Genomic DNA, 17,748 nt, shown 5'->3' on the forward strand with positions numbered 1-17,748 from the left:
ATCGGCAGGCGCCATCCTAGGGTTTACGCCAGGACCGGACGCCCCGCAGGCCGCATCACTTGGGCAGCGTGGCCTGCACGCCTTCCACCAGCCAGTTCATCTGCAGGATCTGTGCATCGTCCAGCTGCTTGCCGGCAGGAATGCGCACCTGGCCCTGGTTGTCGCGCACCGGCTGGTCGCCGGCCTTGAAGGGCTGCAGGCGGCCCTGGGCCATGTCCTTTTGGCGCTGCAGCACTTCCTCGCGCACGGCGGGCGGCAGCCTGGGGCCGAAGCCCTCCACGCGGATCATGCCCTCGCGCACGCCGCCCCAGGTGTCCTGGCTCTTCCAGCTGCCGCCCAGCACGGCGCGGGCGCGCGCCGTGTAGTAGTCGCCCCACTGGTGGGTGACGGCCAGCAACTGGGCGTCGGGCCCGTCCTTGCGCATGTCGGAGTGGTAGGCAATCGCCATGCGGCCGCGCTCCTGGGCGGCCTGCATCACGGCGGTGGATGCGACCTGGAAGGACACCACGTCCACGCCGCCGTTGAACAGCGCCATGGCCGCATCGCGCTCGCGCGGCGGGTCGAACCAGGTATCCAGCCAGACCACCTTGACCGTGGCCTTGGGATTGACCGAGCGCATGCCCAGCGTGAAGGCGTTGATGCCCTGCAGCACCTCGGGAATCGGAAAGCCGACCACGAAGCCGGCAACGCCCGTCTTGCTGGCACGGCCTGCGGCAATGCCCGACAGATAGCGGCCCTCGTAGTAGCGCGCATTCGAGGTGGCCACGTTGTCGGCGCGCTTGAAGCCCGTGACCGACTCGAACTTCACCTGCGGGAAGTCGCGCGCCACGCGCATCACGGACTCGGTGTAGCCGAAGCTGGTGGTGAAGATCAGTTGGTTGCCGCTGGCGGCCAGGTCGCGCAGCACGCGCTCGGCGTCGGGGCCCTCGGGCACGCTGTCCACGGCGCGGGTCTGCACGCGCGGGCCCAGGGCCGCCTGCAATGCGCGCCGGCCCTCGTCGTGCTGGCGCGTCCAGCCGGCGTCGAGCACGGGCGTCAGATAGACGAAGGCCGCCTTGAGGGGCGTGGAACCTGCGAGGGATGAAGGGGCGGGATGGCCTTGGGACAAGGCCGTGGATACAAGACTTGCGGCCGCGACTGCGGCTGCGAGGTTTTTGTACATGGTGTTCCTCTACATGGCCCGGAAATGAAAACGCACCTGCCGTGGGCAGCGGCCGGTGCGGGGCGCGATTATAGGCAGCGGCCCCGGGGGCTGCCTGGGCCTGCGCTTATGGCCTCCATAAGGGGCGGCAGATACCGTCTACTAAGATCGTCGGCAAATTCCAACCCCAAGCAACCACCAAGGAGTACAGGACCATGCCGATGTTCGTCGATACCTCGCCCCCGGGGCAGTGCCTTTTTTGCCGCCTCGTGGCGGGCGAGATTCCGTCCGCCAAGGTGTTCGAGGACGAGCAGACCATCGCCTTCATGGACATCGGCCAGGTCAACCCCGGCCATGTGCTGGTGGCCAGCAAGCGCCATGCCGTGACCCTGCTGGACCTCACGCCCGACGAGGCCGGCGCCGTGATGCGCACGGCCCAGCGCGTGGCGCAGGCCGTGCAGGCGGCGTTCGACCCCGAAGGCATCAGCCTGTTCCAGGCCAACGGCGCGGCGGGCGGGCAGACCGTCTTCCACTTCCACCTGCATGTGCTGCCGCGCCACGAGGGCGACGGCGTGGGCCTGGGCTGGCCGCGCAAGGAGCCCGGCATGCAGGCGCTGCAGGAGCATGCCGAGCGCCTCAGGCAGGCGCTGGCCTGAACGAGCTCAGGCCAGGGCTGCGTAGCGGGCGAACACGGCCTCCAGCTGGCGCATCCAGTGGGCGCGCTGCTGGGGCGTGACGAAGCTGGCGTCAAAGCTGTTGACCGCCAGCTGCCAGGCCTGCTGCGAGTTCATGCCGGTGGCGGCGAACAGCTGCAGGTAGTTCTCGTTCACATAGCCGCCGAAGTAGGCCGGATCATCGGAATTGACCGTGACCTTGAGCCCCGCCTCCAAGAGCTGGGGCAGGTTGTGCTGGGCCAGGTCGGACACCACGCACAGCTTGAGATTGGACAGCGGGCACACGGTCAGCGGCACGCCGTCGCGCACCAGGCGCTGCATCAGGGCCTCGTCGCGCGCGGCCTGCACGCCATGGTCTATGCGCTCGGAATGCAGCACGTCCAGCGCGCCCCAGATATAGGCGGGAGGCCCCTCCTCGCCCGCATGCGCGACCAGGTGCAGGCCCAGCTCGCGGCAGCGGGCGAACACGCGGGCGAACTTCTCGGGCGGGTTGCCGACCTCGCTGCTGTCCAGCCCCACGCCGATGAAGCGGTCGCGCAGCGGCAGCGCGGCCTCAAGCGTGGCGAAGGCGTCCTCTTCGCTGAGGTGGCGCAGAAAGCTCAGGATCAGCGCCGACGAGATGCCCTGCTCTATCTCCGCATCGCGGCAGGCGCGGTACAGGCCGTTGATCACGGTCTCCATGCCCACGCCGCGCTGGGTGTGGGTCTGGGGGTCGAAGAAGATCTCGGCATGGACCACATTGTCCTGCGCGGCGCGCGTCAGGTAGGCGCGGCCCATGTCGTAGAAATCCTGCTCGTACAGCAGCACGCTGGCGCCGGCGTAGTAGATGTCCAGAAAGCTCTGCAGGTCGGTGAAGGCATAGGCGCGGCGCAGGTCTTCCACGCTGGCGTAGGGCAGCTTCACGCCGTTGCGCTGGGCCAGGGCGAAGATCAGTTCGGGCTCCAGCGAGCCTTCGATGTGCATGTGCAGCTCGGCCTTGGGCATGGCCTTGAGCAACTGGGGCAGATGCGCGGCATCCACGGCGGGTACGGTGTGCATCAGCAGACTCCGAAGGTGATGCCGCTGGCCCGGAGGTAGCGGCGGTAGGCGGACGACATGCGGTCGGCCGCAGAGTGCATTTCGGCGCGCGGGTCCAGCGGCAGGCACTTGGGCTGCTGCGACTCCAGCACGGGCTGGTCCTGGCAGAAGATGGTGTGCTGGAATTCCTGCAGCTGGGCGTCGGGCGAATCGAAGTCTGCCACGGCCAGCCGGAACCAGACGCGGCTGGTCTCGGGCGTGACGGGGCAGATGAACAGGGCGATGGACTCGCGCCAGCCGGCCCGGGTGGTGCCGGACTCGGGCAGCTTGGTCAGCACGGCGGCATAGGGCGCCGTGACTTCGTAGGTGTACTCGACCTCGGCCGCGCTGGTGGAGTGCAGGTTGGACTGTGGCTGCACGGCCTTGCAGCCCGTGGCCAGCACGCCCGTGGCCGTGGTCTCCACGGCATAGGCTTCGATGGCCGTGGCATCGCGGCTGCCCAGCCAGCCTTCGTGGACAAAGCCGAAGTGCGACATGTCCAGGAAGTTCTCGATGATGCGCGGCGCGCTGGCGGCCACGTCGTAGGGGCCGCAGTTGAGCTTGCGCAGGTGCGCGTCCGCCTCGGCTTCAAAGGCAGGAAGGGCCGCCAGGGCCGGAACAGCCGAGAGCTCCTCGCCCGTGGCCAGCCGCACCCAGACCAGGCCGTAGGCTTCCTGTGCCTCGAAGGCCTTCACGCATTGCGAGGGCGGGGGCGTGAAGCTGGGCAGGGCCGGCACCTTGACGCACTGGCCGCTGTCGGCGAACTGCCAGCCGTGGTAGGGGCATTCAAGGTGGCCGTTCTCGACACGGCCCATGGACAGGCGTGCGCCACGGTGCGGGCAGCGGTCCACGAAGACGCGGACCAGGCCTTGCGGATCGCGCCACAGCACCAGGGGCTGGTCCAGCAGTTGCACGCCCAGCGGCGCATCGACAACTTCGTGGGCCTGGGCCACGGGATGCCAGAGGGAGTTTTCGATCATGGGGGGAATCTCTTGCTGTCTGTCTGTGCCGCGGCGGCGGGCAGGCCGCGGCTGGGAGCGAGCATAAACCCACTCGATGCGCAGCACAGGTACGGTACAGGTACACCTGTGCGGCGCATGAACGCCAAGGCCGCCCGAAGGCGGCCCTGGCGGCAACGGGCAGCCCGGCCTGCGCCGGGCGGCCTGGCGTCTTGCTTACTTGCTGTCCTGGCCCGGCACCTTGCCTTCCACGCCCTTGACGTAGAAGTTGATGCCCGTGAGGAACTTGTCCTCGGCCACGGCGTCGGCGGCCAGCAGTTCCTTGCCGTCCTGGCCTGTGATCGGGCCCTTCCAGATGTGGAAGGTGCCGTCCTTCAGGCCCTTCTTGACCTCTTCGATCCGGGCCTTGGCCTCGGCGGGCACGTCGTCGGCCAGCGAGACGATGTCGATCGCGCCTTCCTTCACGCCCCACCAGGTCTGCTGGCTGCTCCACTTGCCGTCCAGCATCTCGCGCACGGTCTTGGTGTAGTAGGGAGTCCAGTTGATGATGGCCGAGCCCAGGTGGGCCTTGGGGCCGTAGGCCGTCATGTCGGAGTCCCAGCCGAAGGCGCGCTTGCCCTTTTCCTCGGCCGTCTTGAGCACGGCGGCGGAGTCGGTGTTCTGGAACAGGATGTCGGCGCCGCCGTTGATCAGCGAAGTCGCAGCCTCGGTTTCCTTCGGGGGGGCGAACCACTCGTTGACCCAGACCACCTTGGTCTTGATCTTGGGGTTCATGGACTGCGCGCCCAGCGTGAAGCTGTTGATGTTGCGCAGCACTTCGGGAATCGGCACGGAGCCGACCACGCCCAGCACGTTGGACTTGGTCATGGAGCCCGCGATGATGCCGGCCAGATAAGCGCCTTCGTAGGTGCGGCTGTCGTAGGTGCTGACGTTGGCGGCGGTCTTGTAGCCGGTGGCGTGCTCGAACTTCACATCGGGGAAGTCGGGAGCGATCTTCTGGATGGGCTCCATGTAGCCGAAGGTGGTGCCGAAGACCAGCTTGTTGCCGTTGGCGGCCATGTCGCGCAGCACGCGCTCGGCGTCGGCGCCCTCGGGCACGCTCTCGACGTAGGAGGTCTTGATCTTGTCGCCGAATTCCTTCTCCAGCGCCAGGCGGCCCTGGTCGTGGGCAAAGGTGTAGCCGCCGTCACCGACGGGGCCCACGTAGGCGAAGGCGATCTTCAAAGGCTCGGTTGCAGCGGCAGCAGGGGCCTCGGCAACGGGAGCGGGCGCAGGCGCGGCCTCCTCCTTCTTGCCACAGCCGGCCAGCGCGGCGGCGGCCACGGCCGACAGCGCTGCCACCTTGATCAGGGAGCGTTTGTGAAGATCAGTCATCGAAGTTTCCTCAAGTGGTCCTGCGGCAGGCAGGAAGAAGGCGGTGTCCGCAGGGGCGCAGACCCGCCGCGATGGGTCCCGAGAATAAAGCAAGAATGGCGCCAGCCGGCTGCGCCAGAGCCACCAGGCATGCGGGAAAACCACATTTTGGGGGCTTTGCACAATCGTGGTGCATAGGGCGGACCCGTCTGGCGGATCGCGGCAGAAAAAAGGGCCCCGAAGGGCCCTTGGTGCATGGACTGCCGCCGGATCACTTGGCGCCCGGCACCTTGCCTTCGACGCCGTTGACGAAGAAGTTGATGCTGGTCATGAAGCCCAGGTCGCCGACCTGGCCTGCCGTCAGCACTTCCTTGCCCGCGTTGTCCTTGATGGGGCCGGTCCAGACGGCGAAGCTGCCGTCCTTCAAGCCGTCGCGTGCCTTGGCGACCTTGTCCTTGATGTCCTGGGGCACGTCGTCGGCGATCTTCACGAGGTCGATGGCGCCTTCCTTCACGCCCCACCAGAAGGAGCCGCCCTGCCACTTGCCGTCCAGCGTGTCCTGGGTGACCTTGCTGTAGTAAGGCGTCCAGTCGATCACGGCCGAGCCCAGGTGGGCCTTGGGCGCGAAGGCGCTCATGTCGCCGTCCTTGCCGAAGGCGCGCGCACCGCGTTCCTCGGCCGTCTTGAGCACGGCCGGGGAGTTGGTGTTCTGGTAGAGCACGTCCACGCCGCCGTTGATCAGCGAGGTGGCGGCCTCGGACTCCTTGGGCGGGGCGAACCACTCGTTCACCCAGACCACCTTGGCCTTGATCGAGGGATCGACGCTTTGCGCACCCAGCACGAAGCTGTTGATGTTGCGCACCACTTCAGGGATAGGCACCGAGGCCACGACGCCGATGGTCTTGGTCTTGGTCATGCCGCCGGCCACGATGCCGGCCAGGTAGGCGCCCTCGAAGGTCTTGGTGTCGTAGGTGGCCACGTTGTCGGCATTCTTGTAGCCGGTGGCGTGCTCGAACTTCACGTCCTTGAGGTCGGCCGCCACCTTCTGCACGAACTCCTGGTAGCCGAAGCTGGTCGCGAAGATCAGCTTGTTGCCCTGGCCGGCCATGTCGCGCATCACGCGCTCGGCATCGGCGCTCTCGGGCACGCTTTCGACGAAGGAGGTTTCCACCTTGTCGCCGAACTTCTCCTGGATGGCCTTGCGACCCAGCTCATGCTGGAAGGTCCAGCCGCCGTCGCCGATGGGGCTGACGTACATGAAGCCGATCTTGAGCTTCTCGGCCGGCGCCTGCGCTGCGGGCGCGGCAGCGGGAGCCGGCGCTGCGGCCTCTTCCTTCTTGCCGCAGGCGGTCAGGGCCGCCACCGAGATGGCCGACAGGCCGATCATCTTCACAAGCGTGCTTTTGAGGCCAGGTTTCAGGGTGCGTTCGCGCAAAGCGGGCATGCGTTTGTCCTTTTGTGGTTCTGGAGGGAGAGAGAAACAATGAAAGCGTCATGAGCCCGGGTAGAAGGGCTTGCCCAGCGAGGCCGGCATGTTGGCACGGATCCAGGCCGGATTGCGCGAGATCAGCACCAGCACGACGATGGTCGCCAGGTAGGGCAGCATGGACAGCAGCTGGCTGGCCACCTGCACGCCCGTGGCCTGCAAATGGAACTGCAGCATGGTCACGCCGCCGAACAGGTAGGCGCCCAGCAGCACGCGCGCAGGGCGCCAGGTGGCGAAGGTGGTCAGCGCCAGCGCGATCCAGCCCCGGCCCGACACCATGCCTTCCACCCACAGCGGCGTGTAGACGGTGGAGATGTAGGCACCGGCCAGACCGCACATGGCACCGCCGAAGACCACGGCCGCCAGGCGGATGCGGCGCACCGGATAGCCCAGCGCGTGGGCCGACTGGGGCGACTCGCCCACGGCGCGCAGCACCAGGCCGGCCCGGGTGCGGTAGAGGAACCAGACCAGGGCCGCCGCAATGGCCACCGCGCCATAGACCAGCGGATGCAGGCGAAACAGCGCCGTGCCCACCACGGGCAGGTCGGACAGCCAGGGCACGGCGAACTTGGGCAGCTCGGGCAGGCGTGCCTGCACATAGCCCAGGCCCAGGAAGGCCGAGAAGCCCGTGCCGAACAGCGACAGGGCCAGCCCCGTCGCGTACTGGTTGGTGTTCAGCCAGATCACCAGCACGCCGAAGATGGTGGCCAGCAGCGCGCCCGCACCCATGCCGGCCAGAAAGCCCACGGTGGTGCTGCCCGTGTGGACCACGGCGGCAAAGCCCGCGATGGCGGCGCACAGCATCATGCCCTCGGCACCCAGGTTGACGATGCCGGCCTTTTCATTGATCAGCAGGCCCAGCGCGGCCAGCGCCAGCACGGTGCCGGCGCTGAGCGTGGAGCCCAGCAGCAGTGCATAGGATTCCATCAGCGGGCCTCCTTGACGGCAGGCGCCGCTGCGGGCGGGACCACGGGCGTGCGGGACATCCAGCGCACGCGGTAGGCCACCAGCGTGTCGCAGGCCAGCAGCGTGAACAGCAGCAGGCCCTGGAACACGCCGGTCAGCGCCTTGGGCAGGCCCAGGCGCGACTGGGCGAGTTCGCCCCCGATATAGAACATGCTCATGAGAATCGCGGAAAAGATCATGCCCACGGGATGCAGGCGGCCGACGAAGGCCACGATGATGGCGGCGAAGCCGTAGCCGGCCGGGACATAGGGCGTGAGCTGGCCCAGCGGGCCGGCCACTTCCAGCGCACCGGCCAGGCCGGCGGCGGCGCCCGAGATCAGCAGCGCCGTCCACAGCGCACGGCGCGAGGAAAAGCCCGCGTAGCGTGCGGCGGCCGGAGCCAGCCCACCGACCTGCAGCGCAAAGCCGGCGCGGGTGCGGAACAGGAAGATCCACAGCATGGCCGCCGCGGCCAGCGCCAGCAGCAGGCCGATATTGGTGCGCATGCCCTGCATCAGCTTGGGGATCTGCGTGACGCGCTCGAAGGTCTTGGTCTGCGGGAAGTTGTAGCCCATGGGGTCCTTCCACGGCCCGTAGACCAGAAAGCCCAGCACCAGGGTGGCCACGTAGACCAGCATCAGGCTGACCAGGATTTCATTGGCATTGAAGCGGTCGCGCAGCAGGGCCACGATGCCGGCCCAGACCATGCCGCCCAGCATGCCGGCCACCAGGATGGCGGGCACGATCCAGGGCCCCGTGGTCTTGTCCGCCAGCAGCGCCACGCCGCCTGCGGCCACGGCGCCGATCACGAACTGGCCTTCGGCACCGATGTTCCACACATTGGAGCGAAAGCACACGGCCAGGCCCAGCGCGATCAGCAGCAGCGGCGTGGCCTTGACGGCCAGCTCGCCCAGCGCATAGGTGGACTTGACAGGGTCCCAGAAGAAGGCCTGCAGGCCGCGCACCGGGTCCTTGCCCAGCATCACGAACAGGCACACGCCGATCAGCACCGTGATGGCCAGCGCCAGCACGGGCGAACCGTAGGTCCACAGCTTCGAGGCCTGGGGGCGTTGCTCAAGCTTGAACATGGGCGCCTCCCTTGGTGGCATTCTGGGCGGCAGCGCCGTCCCACAGGCCGCTCATCCACTCGCCGATCTGCTGCACGGTGGCATCGGCCCGCGCCACCGAGGGCGACAGCCGGCCCTTGGCCACCACATGCAGGCGGTCACATATCTCGAACAATTCGTCCAACTCCTCGCTGAGCACCAGCACGGCGCAGCCCTCGTCGCGCAATTGCAGGATGGCGCCGCGTATCTGCGCGGCCGCCCCCACGTCCACCCCCCAGGTGGGCTGGGAGATGATGAGCAGCGCGGGCCTGGCATCGATCTCGCGGCCCACGATGAATTTCTGCAGGTTGCCGCCCGACAGCGACTGCGCCGCCGCGTTGGGGCCGCCGGCCTTGACGTTGAAGCGCGCAATGATGGCGCGCGCCTGCTCCTGCAGCTGGCCCATGCGAATCCAGCCGCCTTTGCCCAGCGCGGTCTTGCGCGTGAGCAGCAGGTTGTGCGCCAGGCCCATGCTGGGCACGGCGCCGCGGCCAAGACGCTCCTCCGGCACGAAGTGCAGGCCCAGCGCACGGCGCCGGCCCGGGCCCAGGCGCCCCGCCTCCCGGCCGGCAATCTGCACCATTTCGGGCGCTGCGCGCGTGTCCTCGCCGGACAGCGCATACAGCAATTCCTTCTGGCCATTGCCCGAGACACCGGCGATGCCCACGACTTCGCCCGCGCGCACATCGAGCTGGATGCCCTGCAGGTCCACGCCGAAGGGCTCCGAGCGCGGCAGCGCCAGGCCCTGCACGCGCAGCACGCTGGCGCCGACCTGGGATTCGCGGTGCGTGAGCTCGGGCGGCTCCGAGCCGATCATCAGCCGCGACAGCGAGGCATTGCTCTCCACGGCCGGGTTGCACACGCCGGTCACCTGCCCGCCACGCAGCACGGTACAGGCCGTGCACAGCGAACGGATCTCGTGCAGCTTGTGGCTGATGTAGAGGATGGAGCAGCCCTCGGACGCCAGGCGGCGCAGCACGACGAAGAGCTTCTCCACCGCCTGCGGCGTGAGCACCGAGGTGGGCTCGTCAAGAATGAGCACGCGCGGGTGCGTGAGCAGGGCGCGGATGATTTCCACGCGCTGCATCTCGCCCACGCTCAGCGTGTGCACGGGGCGGTGGGGATCGACCTCCAGCCCGTAGTCATGCGCCGTGGACTCGATGCGCTGCACCACCTCGGCCAGCGGCAGGCTTTTGTCCAGGCCCAGCCAGACGTTCTCGGCCACGGACAGCGTGTCGAACAGGCTGAAATGCTGGAACACCATGGCGATGCCCAGCTGGCGCGCCTCCTGCGGGTTGCGGATGTGGACCGGCTTGCCATCGACCTCGATGCGGCCCTCGTCGGGCTTGACGGCGCCGTAGATGATCTTCATCAGCGTGGACTTGCCGGCGCCGTTCTCGCCCAGGATGGCATGCACTTCGCCGGCGCCCACGGTCAGCGAGATGCCGTTGTTGGCCACCACCGCCGGATAGCGCTTGGTGATGCCTGTCAGCTGAAGCCGCGGCGGCGCTGCTGCTGGCAGGGGGACTGTATCGGGGGGATTCATGGCTGGGATTGTCTTTCAATTTCTGCAACAAACTGGAACACAAGTCCTTGAAACCGCCTCGGCGGCCCTCATATCGGCCATCACTTTGTTCACCCAAAAGGCGGTTCCTGTCGCCGTCGCCTAGCGGGCACGGGACATCAGCGCCACCTGCCGCACGGCGTCGCGCAGCCAGCGCGTGGACGCGCCCATGTGCGTGCGGGCATGCCACAGCTGGTAGTACACCAGCGGCGCAAACTCCACCGGGCAGGGCAGGATCACCAGGGGCAGGCGCTGGCTGAAGCGCTCGCAGAACAGCCGCCCCGTGGTCAGCACCAGCAAGCTGGTGGCCACGATGTCGGGAATCAGGCTGAAATGCGCGCAGCGCGCCGCCACCTGGCGCTGCAGGCCCATGCGGGAGAGCTGGTCGTCGATCACGCCGCGCGCGCCCGGGTAGGTGGGCGTGGGCGCGATGTGCTCGGCCTCCAGCCACTGGGCCACGTCCCAGCCGCGGCGCACGGCCGGATGCTGGGGGCTGACCAGGCAGACCACCTCGTCCTCGAACAGGCTGGCCATGTGCAGGCCCTGCGGCGGCTCGGGCCAGTTGCCGATCACCACGTCCACATCGCCCTGGGCCAGTTGCACCTCGTAGTGCGCGTCGCCGTTGAGGGCCAGGATGTCCACGGGGCAGCCGGGCGCCTCGGTCTTGAGGTGGGCCACCAGGCGCGGCAGGAACAGCGGGTCCAGGTAGTCGCTGGCGGCGATGCGGAAGGTGCGCGTGGAGGTGCGGGGATCGAAATGGCGCGCATCGCTGAACAGACCCTCGGCCGCGCGCAGGATGTCGGCCGCCGGCTGCACCATGCGCAGCCCGGCCTCGGTGGGCTGCATGTGCGCGCCCGAGCGCACCAGCAGCGAATCGCCGGCCAGGTCGCGCAGGCGCTTGAGCGCAGCGGACACCGCCGGCTGGTGCATGCCCAGGCGCAATGCGGCACGCGAGACGCTGCGCTCGGTCAGCACCGTGTGCAGCACCCGTATCAGGTGCAGATCAATCTTGTCGAACAGGGCCTGGTCGCGCATGTAGCGAAGCAATCAGCGAAAAAAAGAGCGGTCGCGCCGGGGACGCGCCGCAAGTCATGGGGAGCCCGCAGCGTAACCCAGCCACGGAGCGCTCCGGCTAGATACAACCACCAAGGATGGGACGGTTAAACACTTGTGTGTGCAAGGCATGCAATATGCGGGCCAAGGCCGGCCAGGCCTGGCGCGGCGGCGCGGCCACCCAGGCCACCACCCATTCCCTCACTCAGGCGGCCTCCAGCACCTCGACGCGGTTGCGGCCCTTGCGCTTGGCCGCATAGCAGGCCATGTCGGCCGAGCGCAGCGCGCTGCTGACCGTGTGCTGGCGGGCATCGAGCACCACCATGCCGACGCTGGCGCCCATCAGGTAGCGCTGGCCCTCGTGCGCGCCTTCCCAGTCCTGCACGGCCATGCACAGGCTCTGCGCCAGCAGCATGCCCTGCTCGGCCGGGACGCCGGCCAGCAGCACGGCGAACTCGTCGCCGCCCAGGCGCGCCACCCAGCCCAAGGGCCGCACCACGCTGTCGATCAGCCGGGCCATGTGGCACAGCACCTCGTCGCCGGCCGCATGGCCTCCCTGCTGGTTGACGTGGGCGAAGTGGTCCAGGTCCAGGAACAGGATCACGCCATGGTGCGGCATGGGAGAAATGGCGACTTCGACCGCGGCCGTGGCCACGGCAGCAACCTCGGCGTCGGCTTGCGAGGAGGAGGCCTCTTCCTGCAGCGCCTCGGCGGGCAGGCGCTGGGCGGCGCTGCATTCCTGCAGCCATTCATGCAGGCGCATGGCAAAGGCCTCGCGGTTGGGCAGCAGGGTCAGCGGATCGTGCATGGCCTTCCAGCCCGGCTGCTCGCGCACCAGGCGCTGCATGGTCACGTCCTCGACCACCCAGACCAGGGTGGGATCGGCCGGCACCACGGCGCGTGGCTCCAGGCCGCGCTGCAGGCGCTGCAGGCTCTGGCCGTGCAGGCGCACCCAGATGGGGCGGCCGTCCTTGCGGACAAAGCACTGCTCGCTGTCGAACTGGCCGTACATGTCCAGGTCCTTGCGCACACGCTCCAGCAACTGGGCGTGCGCAGCGTCGGAGGCGCACAGCTGGCGTATCGCCTGCCCCTGCAGTTCGCGCGGCGGATATCCCAGCATGCGCGCGGCCTGCAGGCCCACCAGCTCCAGATGCGCCGCGTGCGTGACCACCAGGCCCACGGGCGCGTAGTCCATCAGCGTTTGCAGCTGCAGTTGCAGCCGGCCGACCTCGTGGGCCTGGTCCTGGCCCATCTGGCCCAGGCGGTGCAGGGCCTGCCACAGCGTGGAAGCCTCTCCCCAGGCATGGGTCCAGGGCATGCGCCAGCCGCCTTCCTCTGCATGGCCTGGCGCAGGCTCCGGCGCGGGATCGGGCTCTTCGGCCATCAGCCGCCCCTGGCTCGCCAGCCATTGGCGTGCACTGCGATGCAAGGCGGCCATGGGTTCGGTGACCAGGATCAGCAGCAGCACCAGCAGCGCCGTGACCCCCGCGACGGCTGCCAGCAGCCACCAGAGCACGCGCGGCGCCAGGCTGGGCGCAATGGCTTCCTCGGGGGTGATCCTGACCACCAGCCACTGCGGCAGCGGCATGCCGGCCGTCGTCACCAGGTAGCCGGCGCGGCGCTGGGTATCGGGGCCCACCTGCAGGCCGCCGGCGGAAGGGTCCTGCAACCAGTCCGCGCCCAGGCCGGGCTCGGCCTCGGCGCGCGCCGTCCAGCGCGACGGATCGGAGTGGGCCAGGATCTGCCCGTCGCGCTGCATGACCAGCAGCCGCCCTGCGGAGCGCGAAGGGTCGATGCCGGGCGGCAGCAGCGCCTGGCCGGACATGCGCACGCCCGCCGAAAGCACGCCGCTGACCGTGCCGTTGCCGGCGCGCAGCGGCACGGCGTACAGCAACTCCATCATTGCGGGATCGGCCCCCTTGCGGACCATGGTGGAGACCACGGGCTTGCCATCGGCCAGGCTGCGCCGCATCACGTCGCGCACGCCTTCGTCCAGATCGACCAGGGGTTCGGAGCGGCCGCCGCGCAGGCTCAATTGCAGTTGCCCACGCGCATCGGCCAGCTGCAATGTGTCGAACAGCCGCACGGATGCGTCTCCGCGCAGCATCTCGCCCATCAGGCGGCTGGGGTCGCCGCCCTGGTCGGCCATGCCCTGGGCCAGCACCCACAGCAGGCGCTGCTGCTGCTCCAGCCGCGAGGCCAGCATGCGCGCCACGGTATCGACCTCGTCGGCCTGCCGGGCCATGGCGCGCTCCAGCGTCTGCTGGCGCATGCTGTGCGATACCCACCAGGCACTGCCCAGGCCCACCACAAGCACGGCCGCCGCGGCCAGCGCCAGCACCGTGCAGCGCATGGCACCCCAGCCTGTGGACGCGCGCGGCCACGAGGGCGAGTCCGGCACCTGCGGAGCATCCTGGGATGCCAGCAGCGCCTGGAAAAAGGGGGATCGACGGGCGTCCAGTGACATGACGCCCTCAATATATGCAGACCCGAAAGCCGTCCCACTGGGTGGAACCCGCGAACCAGTGGATACCCCGCCCCGCAAGTCCCGGCGCTTGCAGGCCGGCACCCGTCAGCGGCGTGGGAATCAGCCTACTGCGAGCACCTCGAGGGCCGCCGGCTTGGGCAGATCGATGACATTGCCCCGGCCCGCGATGAGTCCATGTTCACGCAACTGGCGCAGCACGCGCGAGAAGGTCTCGGGCGCAATGCCGAGCTGGGCGGCGATCAGCCGCTTGCGCAGGTGCAGCGTCACGCGCAGGCCGCCCGCCTCGTGCGGCATGGCATGGCGCAGCAGCCACTGTGCGCAGCGTGCCTCGGCATCCTTGGACAGGCGGCTCACGGCCAGCTCGGTCTGGGCGCAGTAGGCCTGGGCCATGTCCTGCAGCAGTTGCTGGGCGGGAGAAGGCAGTTGCGAGACGGCCTGCAGGAAGTCGGCCTGGGGCAACTGCTGCACGCGGACATCGCTGTCGGCCAGCATGTCCAGGCTGCTGCCGCGCCGCTGCAGCACAAAGGCCGCATCCAGCCAGGCCGGCCCCTCCACCACACCCAGCTGGTGGCGCATCTGCCCACCCTGGCCTATGCCCAGGAGCACGCGACCGCGTTCCAGATACATCACCGTATCCGGCGACTGCCTACGCAGCCTGAGCCAGGTACCCGCGGCCAACACCTGGGCGGAACCCGGCGCGAAGGCGAAAGCTTGCAAGGAAGACAGGGCGAACATGCACGCAACTTTGCCGGCTTTGCAGCCGCCGCGTTTTGAGCCACGTCAATCGGCTGCCAGCACGCACGCCGACAGGCGGCATACTTGTCACAAGTATGTCACCAATGAAACGTAATGTATCCAACTGAAAAGTTGAGCCCATGATCGATCCCCAGATGCTCGCCAGCCTGCCCGCTGCGGCGGCCGTGCTGTCGGCCGCAGTGCGGTCCGGTGCAGGCCCCGTGGCACAGCTCATGCGCGCGGGCGGCCTGTACTGTGTCTTCCAGCCGCTGGCCGACTTGCGCAGCGGCAGCATCTATGCGCATGAGGCGCTGATCCGCGGCCCCCGGGGCATGCCGTTGCACACGCCCGACGCCTTGCTCAAGGGCGCTGCGGCCGAGGGCATTCTTCGGGAATTCGAGCTGCTGGCGGTCTGCGTGGCGCTGCAGGACTGGGGCCGCCAGGGCGCGCCGGGCCGGCTGTTCGTCAACCTCAGCGCCCAGGCGCTGGTGCAGGCCGTGGGTGTCTGCGGCCCCGGCATGGTCGGGGACACGGTGCGCGGCTTCGGCGTGCAGGCGCGGTCCCTGGTGGTGGAGATCACCGAGCACGACCATGTGACCGACATGCCCGCCGTCTGCGCCGCCGTCAAGGCCGTGCACGCCACGGGCGCGCGCCTGGCGCTCGACGACTTTGGCGACGGCCGCTCCAGCCTGCGCCTGTGGTCCGAGGCCAAGCCGGACTTCGTCAAGATCGACAAGTACTTCATCCACCAGATCGAGCAGCGCCCGGCCACGCTGCAGCTGCTGCAGGCCATCAAGGGCATTGCCGAGGTCTTCGGAACCACGCTGATCGCCGAAGGCATAGAGACCGAGGACGAGCTGCGCACCCTGCGCGACCTGGGCATTGCGTACGGCCAGGGATGGCTGCTGGGCCGGCCCGCCGAAGCCGCCCAGCCGCAGATCAGCCCGCAGGCGCTGAGCGTGGCGCAGGACCCGCGCGTGGCCGTGCTGCCCCACCAGGGCCACAGCGCCCGCCCGGGCGTGCTGCGCAACCTGATGGTGATGCAGGCGCCCTGCGTGGCACCGGCGGCCAGCAACGACGGAGCGACGGCTTCATCGTCACCGACAACGGCCGCTATGTGGGCCTGGGCACGGGCGAGCAGCTGGTGCGCCGCGTGACCGAGGCCCGCATCGAGGCCGCGCGCCACGCCAACCCGCTGACCTTCCTGCCCGGCAACATCCCCATCAGCCTGCACATGCAGCGCCTGCTGGACAGCGGCGCCGGCTTCGTGGCCTGCTATGCCGACCTCAACCACTTCAAGCCCTTCAACGACCACTACGGCTACTGGCGCGGCGACCAGATGATCCGCCTGGTGGCGCGGCTGGCCGTGGCGCACTGCGACGCGCGGCGCGACTTCGTGGGCCATGTGGGCGGGGACGACTTCATGCTGCTGCTGCAAAGCGAGGACTGGCAGCAGCGCTGCGAGGACATCGTCGGCGCCTTCGCAGGCGAGGCGCGCCAGCTGTTCGACGACCAGGCGCGCGAGGCCGGCGGCATCTGGGCCGAGGACCGCCACGGCATCCGGCGATTCTTTGCCTGCACCACGCTGTCCATCGGCGTGGTGCGCGTCGCGCCGGGCAGCGTGCTGGCACCCGAGGACATCGCCAACCTCGCGGCCCTGGCCAAGCAGCAGGCCAAGGCGCAAAGCCTGCCGGGGCGCGGCGCCATCGCGCTGCACACGCCGCACGATGAAGCGCGGCATCCGGCCCTGCACGGCACCGCAGCGGCCTGGCCTGCCTGAAACAAGAAGCCCGCAGGCTCTTGCGAGACTGCGGGCGGGTGGCTGGCAGCGCATGGGCGCGGCAGGATGATCAGTTCACCGATGCACCCGATTCGTACCAGCGCTTGACCATGCCGCGCTCGTCATCGCTCAGGGCGCCCGGATTGCCGAAGGGCATCTTGCGCAGCTGCACCACCTGCTGGTAGATCTGCTGGGCATGGGCCTTGACCTGCTCGGGCGAGTCCAGGCGCACATTCTTTTGCTGCAGGGCGGCACCGTGGCAGACCACGCAATGCTGCTGCAAGAAGGGCGCGAGCTGGGCATAGCCGACGGCGCCGTCGGCAGGAGCGGCGGCAGCCGGTGACGCAGGGGCTGCAGGCGCAGCCGGCGCTGCCGTGTCACCACCGGGAGCCGCTGCTGCGGGCTCGGTCGTTGCGGCAGGCGACTGTACGGCGGCGGGAGCCGGCGCAGGCGCTGCGGCAGGCGCCGGCGCGGGCTTGAGCCAGACGGCCGTGCCGATCAGCACCAGCACGCCAACCAGGGCGTAGGGCCAGGGATGGGCATTGCGGCCCAGCTTGAAGCCGTGGCGCATCACGAAGAACTGGCGGATGGCGGCGCCTGCGAACATCATCAGGATCAGCACCAGCCAGTTCAGCTCATGGCTGTACAGCCAGCCGTAGTGGTTGGACAGCATGGCGAACAGCACCGGCAGCGTGAAGTACGTGTTGTGCACGCTGCGCTGCTTGCCGCGCTTGCCGTGGATGGGGTCCACGGGCTGGCCTTCCTTCAGGGCCTTCACCACCGTGCGCTGGCCGGGGATGATCCAGAAGAACACGTTGGCGCTCATCGAGGTCGCCAGCATGGCGCCCATCAGCAGGAAGGCGGCCTGGCCCGGGAAGATGTGGCAGGCCAGGAAGGCCGCGATGCACACCAGCACCAGCACCATGGCGCCCACCGTGGCGTCGCCGTTCTTCTTTTGGCCGAAGACGCGGCAGATGCCGTCGTACAGCAGCCAGAACACGACCAGGAAGGCCAGGGCCGAGGCAATGGCCGCAGCCGAGCCCATGGCATTGGGATCGGCCGGATTGACGAGGTAGATCTTGGCGTTCCACAGGTACGACACCGTCAGCAGCGCAAAGCCGCTGAGCCAGGTGGTGTAGCTTTCCCAGTAGAACCAGTGCAGGTGGTCCGGCAGCTTGGGCGGGGAGACATTGAACTTGACGGGGTGGTAGAACCCACCGCCGTGCACGGCCCAGAGTTCGCCGCTGACGCCCTGCTTCTTGAGATCGTCATCGACGGGCGGCGTCAGGCTGCTGTCGAGGAAGACGAAATAGAAGGAGGAACCGACCCAGGCGATGGCCGTAATGACGTGGAGCCACCGCAACAGCAGGTTGGCCCAGTCGAGAATGTAGCTTTCCATAGCTCTCAA

The 17,748-nt window shown here is 68.6% G+C and carries 13 protein-coding genes and 1 pseudogene; 2 read left to right on the top strand and 12 right to left on the bottom strand.

Annotation, left to right across the window (positions count from 1 at the left end):
- Positions 1 to 55: 55 nt before the first annotated feature.
- Positions 56 to 1,162 (bottom strand): BMP family ABC transporter substrate-binding protein, encoded by a 1,107-nt coding sequence (locus ACRSCF_RS22785; RefSeq protein ID WP_432675090.1) that lies wholly within the window; start codon positions 1,160 to 1,162, stop codon positions 56 to 58.
- Between the two features lie 194 nt (positions 1,163 to 1,356).
- Between ACRSCF_RS22785 and ACRSCF_RS22790 the strand changes: the two genes are divergently transcribed.
- The gene (locus ACRSCF_RS22790; protein WP_034366620.1) at positions 1,357 to 1,797 is read left to right on the top strand and encodes an HIT family protein; all 441 of its coding nucleotides are present in this window, start codon (positions 1,357 to 1,359) and stop codon (positions 1,795 to 1,797) included.
- A 6-nt stretch (positions 1,798 to 1,803) separates the two neighbouring features.
- Here ACRSCF_RS22790 and ACRSCF_RS22795 read toward each other — a convergent pair whose 3' ends face one another.
- The 10 genes from ACRSCF_RS22795 to ACRSCF_RS22840 all read right to left on the bottom strand — a co-directional run bounded on the left by ACRSCF_RS22795 (position 1,804) and on the right by ACRSCF_RS22840 (position 14,560).
- The gene (locus ACRSCF_RS22795) at positions 1,804 to 2,853 is read right to left on the bottom strand and encodes an adenosine deaminase (protein ID WP_034366623.1); all 1,050 of its coding nucleotides are present in this window, start codon (positions 2,851 to 2,853) and stop codon (positions 1,804 to 1,806) included.
- A complete protein-coding gene (locus ACRSCF_RS22800) occupies positions 2,853 to 3,851 on the bottom strand; it encodes an aromatic ring-hydroxylating oxygenase subunit alpha (protein WP_034366625.1) in 999 nt (332 codons plus the stop codon). The genes ACRSCF_RS22795 and ACRSCF_RS22800 overlap by 1 nt, the downstream gene beginning before the upstream one ends.
- Before the next feature lie 195 nt (positions 3,852 to 4,046).
- The gene (locus ACRSCF_RS22805; protein WP_016449762.1) at positions 4,047 to 5,204 is read right to left on the bottom strand and encodes a BMP family ABC transporter substrate-binding protein; all 1,158 of its coding nucleotides are present in this window, start codon (positions 5,202 to 5,204) and stop codon (positions 4,047 to 4,049) included.
- Positions 5,205 to 5,454: 250 nt separating this feature from the next.
- Positions 5,455 to 6,627: a BMP family ABC transporter substrate-binding protein gene (locus ACRSCF_RS22810; RefSeq protein ID WP_016449763.1), complete on the bottom strand. Its 1,173-nt coding sequence runs from the start codon at positions 6,625 to 6,627 to the stop codon at positions 5,455 to 5,457.
- Between the two features lie 48 nt (positions 6,628 to 6,675).
- Positions 6,676 to 7,596, bottom strand: coding sequence for an ABC transporter permease (locus ACRSCF_RS22815; protein ID WP_244386659.1), 921 nt, complete (start codon positions 7,594 to 7,596; stop codon positions 6,676 to 6,678).
- Positions 7,596 to 8,702, bottom strand: a complete 1,107-nt coding sequence (locus ACRSCF_RS22820) for an ABC transporter permease (RefSeq protein WP_034366628.1) — start codon at positions 8,700 to 8,702, stop codon at positions 7,596 to 7,598. Before ACRSCF_RS22820 ends, ACRSCF_RS22815 begins: the two co-directional genes overlap by 1 nt.
- Positions 8,689 to 10,266 carry an ABC transporter ATP-binding protein gene (locus tag ACRSCF_RS22825; RefSeq protein WP_034366630.1) on the bottom strand — a complete coding sequence of 526 codons (1,578 nt, stop codon included), beginning with the start codon at positions 10,264 to 10,266 and terminating at the stop codon, positions 8,689 to 8,691. The genes ACRSCF_RS22820 and ACRSCF_RS22825 overlap by 14 nt, the downstream gene beginning before the upstream one ends.
- 120 nt (positions 10,267 to 10,386) lie before the next feature.
- Positions 10,387 to 11,319, bottom strand: a complete 933-nt coding sequence (locus ACRSCF_RS22830; RefSeq protein ID WP_016449767.1) for a LysR family transcriptional regulator — start codon at positions 11,317 to 11,319, stop codon at positions 10,387 to 10,389.
- 223 nt (positions 11,320 to 11,542) lie between these two features.
- Entirely contained in the window at positions 11,543 to 13,804 is a 2,262-nt protein-coding gene (locus tag ACRSCF_RS22835; RefSeq protein WP_016452621.1) for a sensor domain-containing diguanylate cyclase, read from the bottom strand.
- Positions 13,805 to 13,924: 120 nt separating this feature from the next.
- Complete coding sequence (locus ACRSCF_RS22840) at positions 13,925 to 14,560, bottom strand: Crp/Fnr family transcriptional regulator (protein ID WP_016449769.1); 636 nt, start codon at positions 14,558 to 14,560, stop codon at positions 13,925 to 13,927.
- Positions 14,561 to 14,700: 140 nt separating this feature from the next.
- Here ACRSCF_RS22840 and ACRSCF_RS22845 point away from each other — a divergent pair.
- A pseudogene (locus tag ACRSCF_RS22845) lies at positions 14,701 to 16,340 on the top strand (GGDEF domain-containing protein).
- 70 nt (positions 16,341 to 16,410) lie between these two features.
- Here ACRSCF_RS22845 and ACRSCF_RS22850 read toward each other — a convergent pair.
- The gene (locus tag ACRSCF_RS22850) at positions 16,411 to 17,739 is read right to left on the bottom strand and encodes a urate hydroxylase PuuD (RefSeq protein WP_016449771.1); all 1,329 of its coding nucleotides are present in this window, start codon (positions 17,737 to 17,739) and stop codon (positions 16,411 to 16,413) included.
- Positions 17,740 to 17,748 lie beyond the last annotated feature (9 nt).

Origin of the sequence: Delftia sp. 11MD, assembly GCF_050907895.1 — a bacterium.
In the GTDB taxonomy this organism is placed as follows: Bacteria; Pseudomonadota; Gammaproteobacteria; order Burkholderiales; family Burkholderiaceae_C; genus Comamonas; species Comamonas tsuruhatensis.

Coding starts and splice junctions, on each gene's coding strand:
- ACRSCF_RS22785 (WP_432675090.1), bottom strand. CDS start 1,162: ATGTACAAAAACCTCGCAGCCGCAGTCGCGGCCGCAAGTCTTGTATCC.
- ACRSCF_RS22790 (WP_034366620.1), top strand. CDS start 1,357: ATGCCGATGTTCGTCGATACCTCGCCCCCGGGGCAGTGCCTTTTTTGC.
- ACRSCF_RS22795 (WP_034366623.1), bottom strand. CDS start 2,853: ATGCACACCGTACCCGCCGTGGATGCCGCGCATCTGCCCCAGTTGCTC.
- ACRSCF_RS22800 (WP_034366625.1), bottom strand. CDS start 3,851: ATGATCGAAAACTCCCTCTGGCATCCCGTGGCCCAGGCCCACGAAGTT.
- ACRSCF_RS22805 (WP_016449762.1), bottom strand. CDS start 5,204: ATGACTGATCTTCACAAACGCTCCCTGATCAAGGTGGCAGCGCTGTCG.
- ACRSCF_RS22810 (WP_016449763.1), bottom strand. CDS start 6,627: ATGCCCGCTTTGCGCGAACGCACCCTGAAACCTGGCCTCAAAAGCACG.
- ACRSCF_RS22815 (WP_244386659.1), bottom strand. CDS start 7,596: ATGGAATCCTATGCACTGCTGCTGGGCTCCACGCTCAGCGCCGGCACC.
- ACRSCF_RS22820 (WP_034366628.1), bottom strand. CDS start 8,702: ATGTTCAAGCTTGAGCAACGCCCCCAGGCCTCGAAGCTGTGGACCTAC.
- ACRSCF_RS22825 (WP_034366630.1), bottom strand. CDS start 10,266: ATGAATCCCCCCGATACAGTCCCCCTGCCAGCAGCAGCGCCGCCGCGG.
- ACRSCF_RS22830 (WP_016449767.1), bottom strand. CDS start 11,319: ATGCGCGACCAGGCCCTGTTCGACAAGATTGATCTGCACCTGATACGG.
- ACRSCF_RS22835 (WP_016452621.1), bottom strand. CDS start 13,804: ATGTCACTGGACGCCCGTCGATCCCCCTTTTTCCAGGCGCTGCTGGCA.
- ACRSCF_RS22840 (WP_016449769.1), bottom strand. CDS start 14,560: ATGTTCGCCCTGTCTTCCTTGCAAGCTTTCGCCTTCGCGCCGGGTTCC.
- ACRSCF_RS22850 (WP_016449771.1), bottom strand. CDS start 17,739: ATGGAAAGCTACATTCTCGACTGGGCCAACCTGCTGTTGCGGTGGCTC.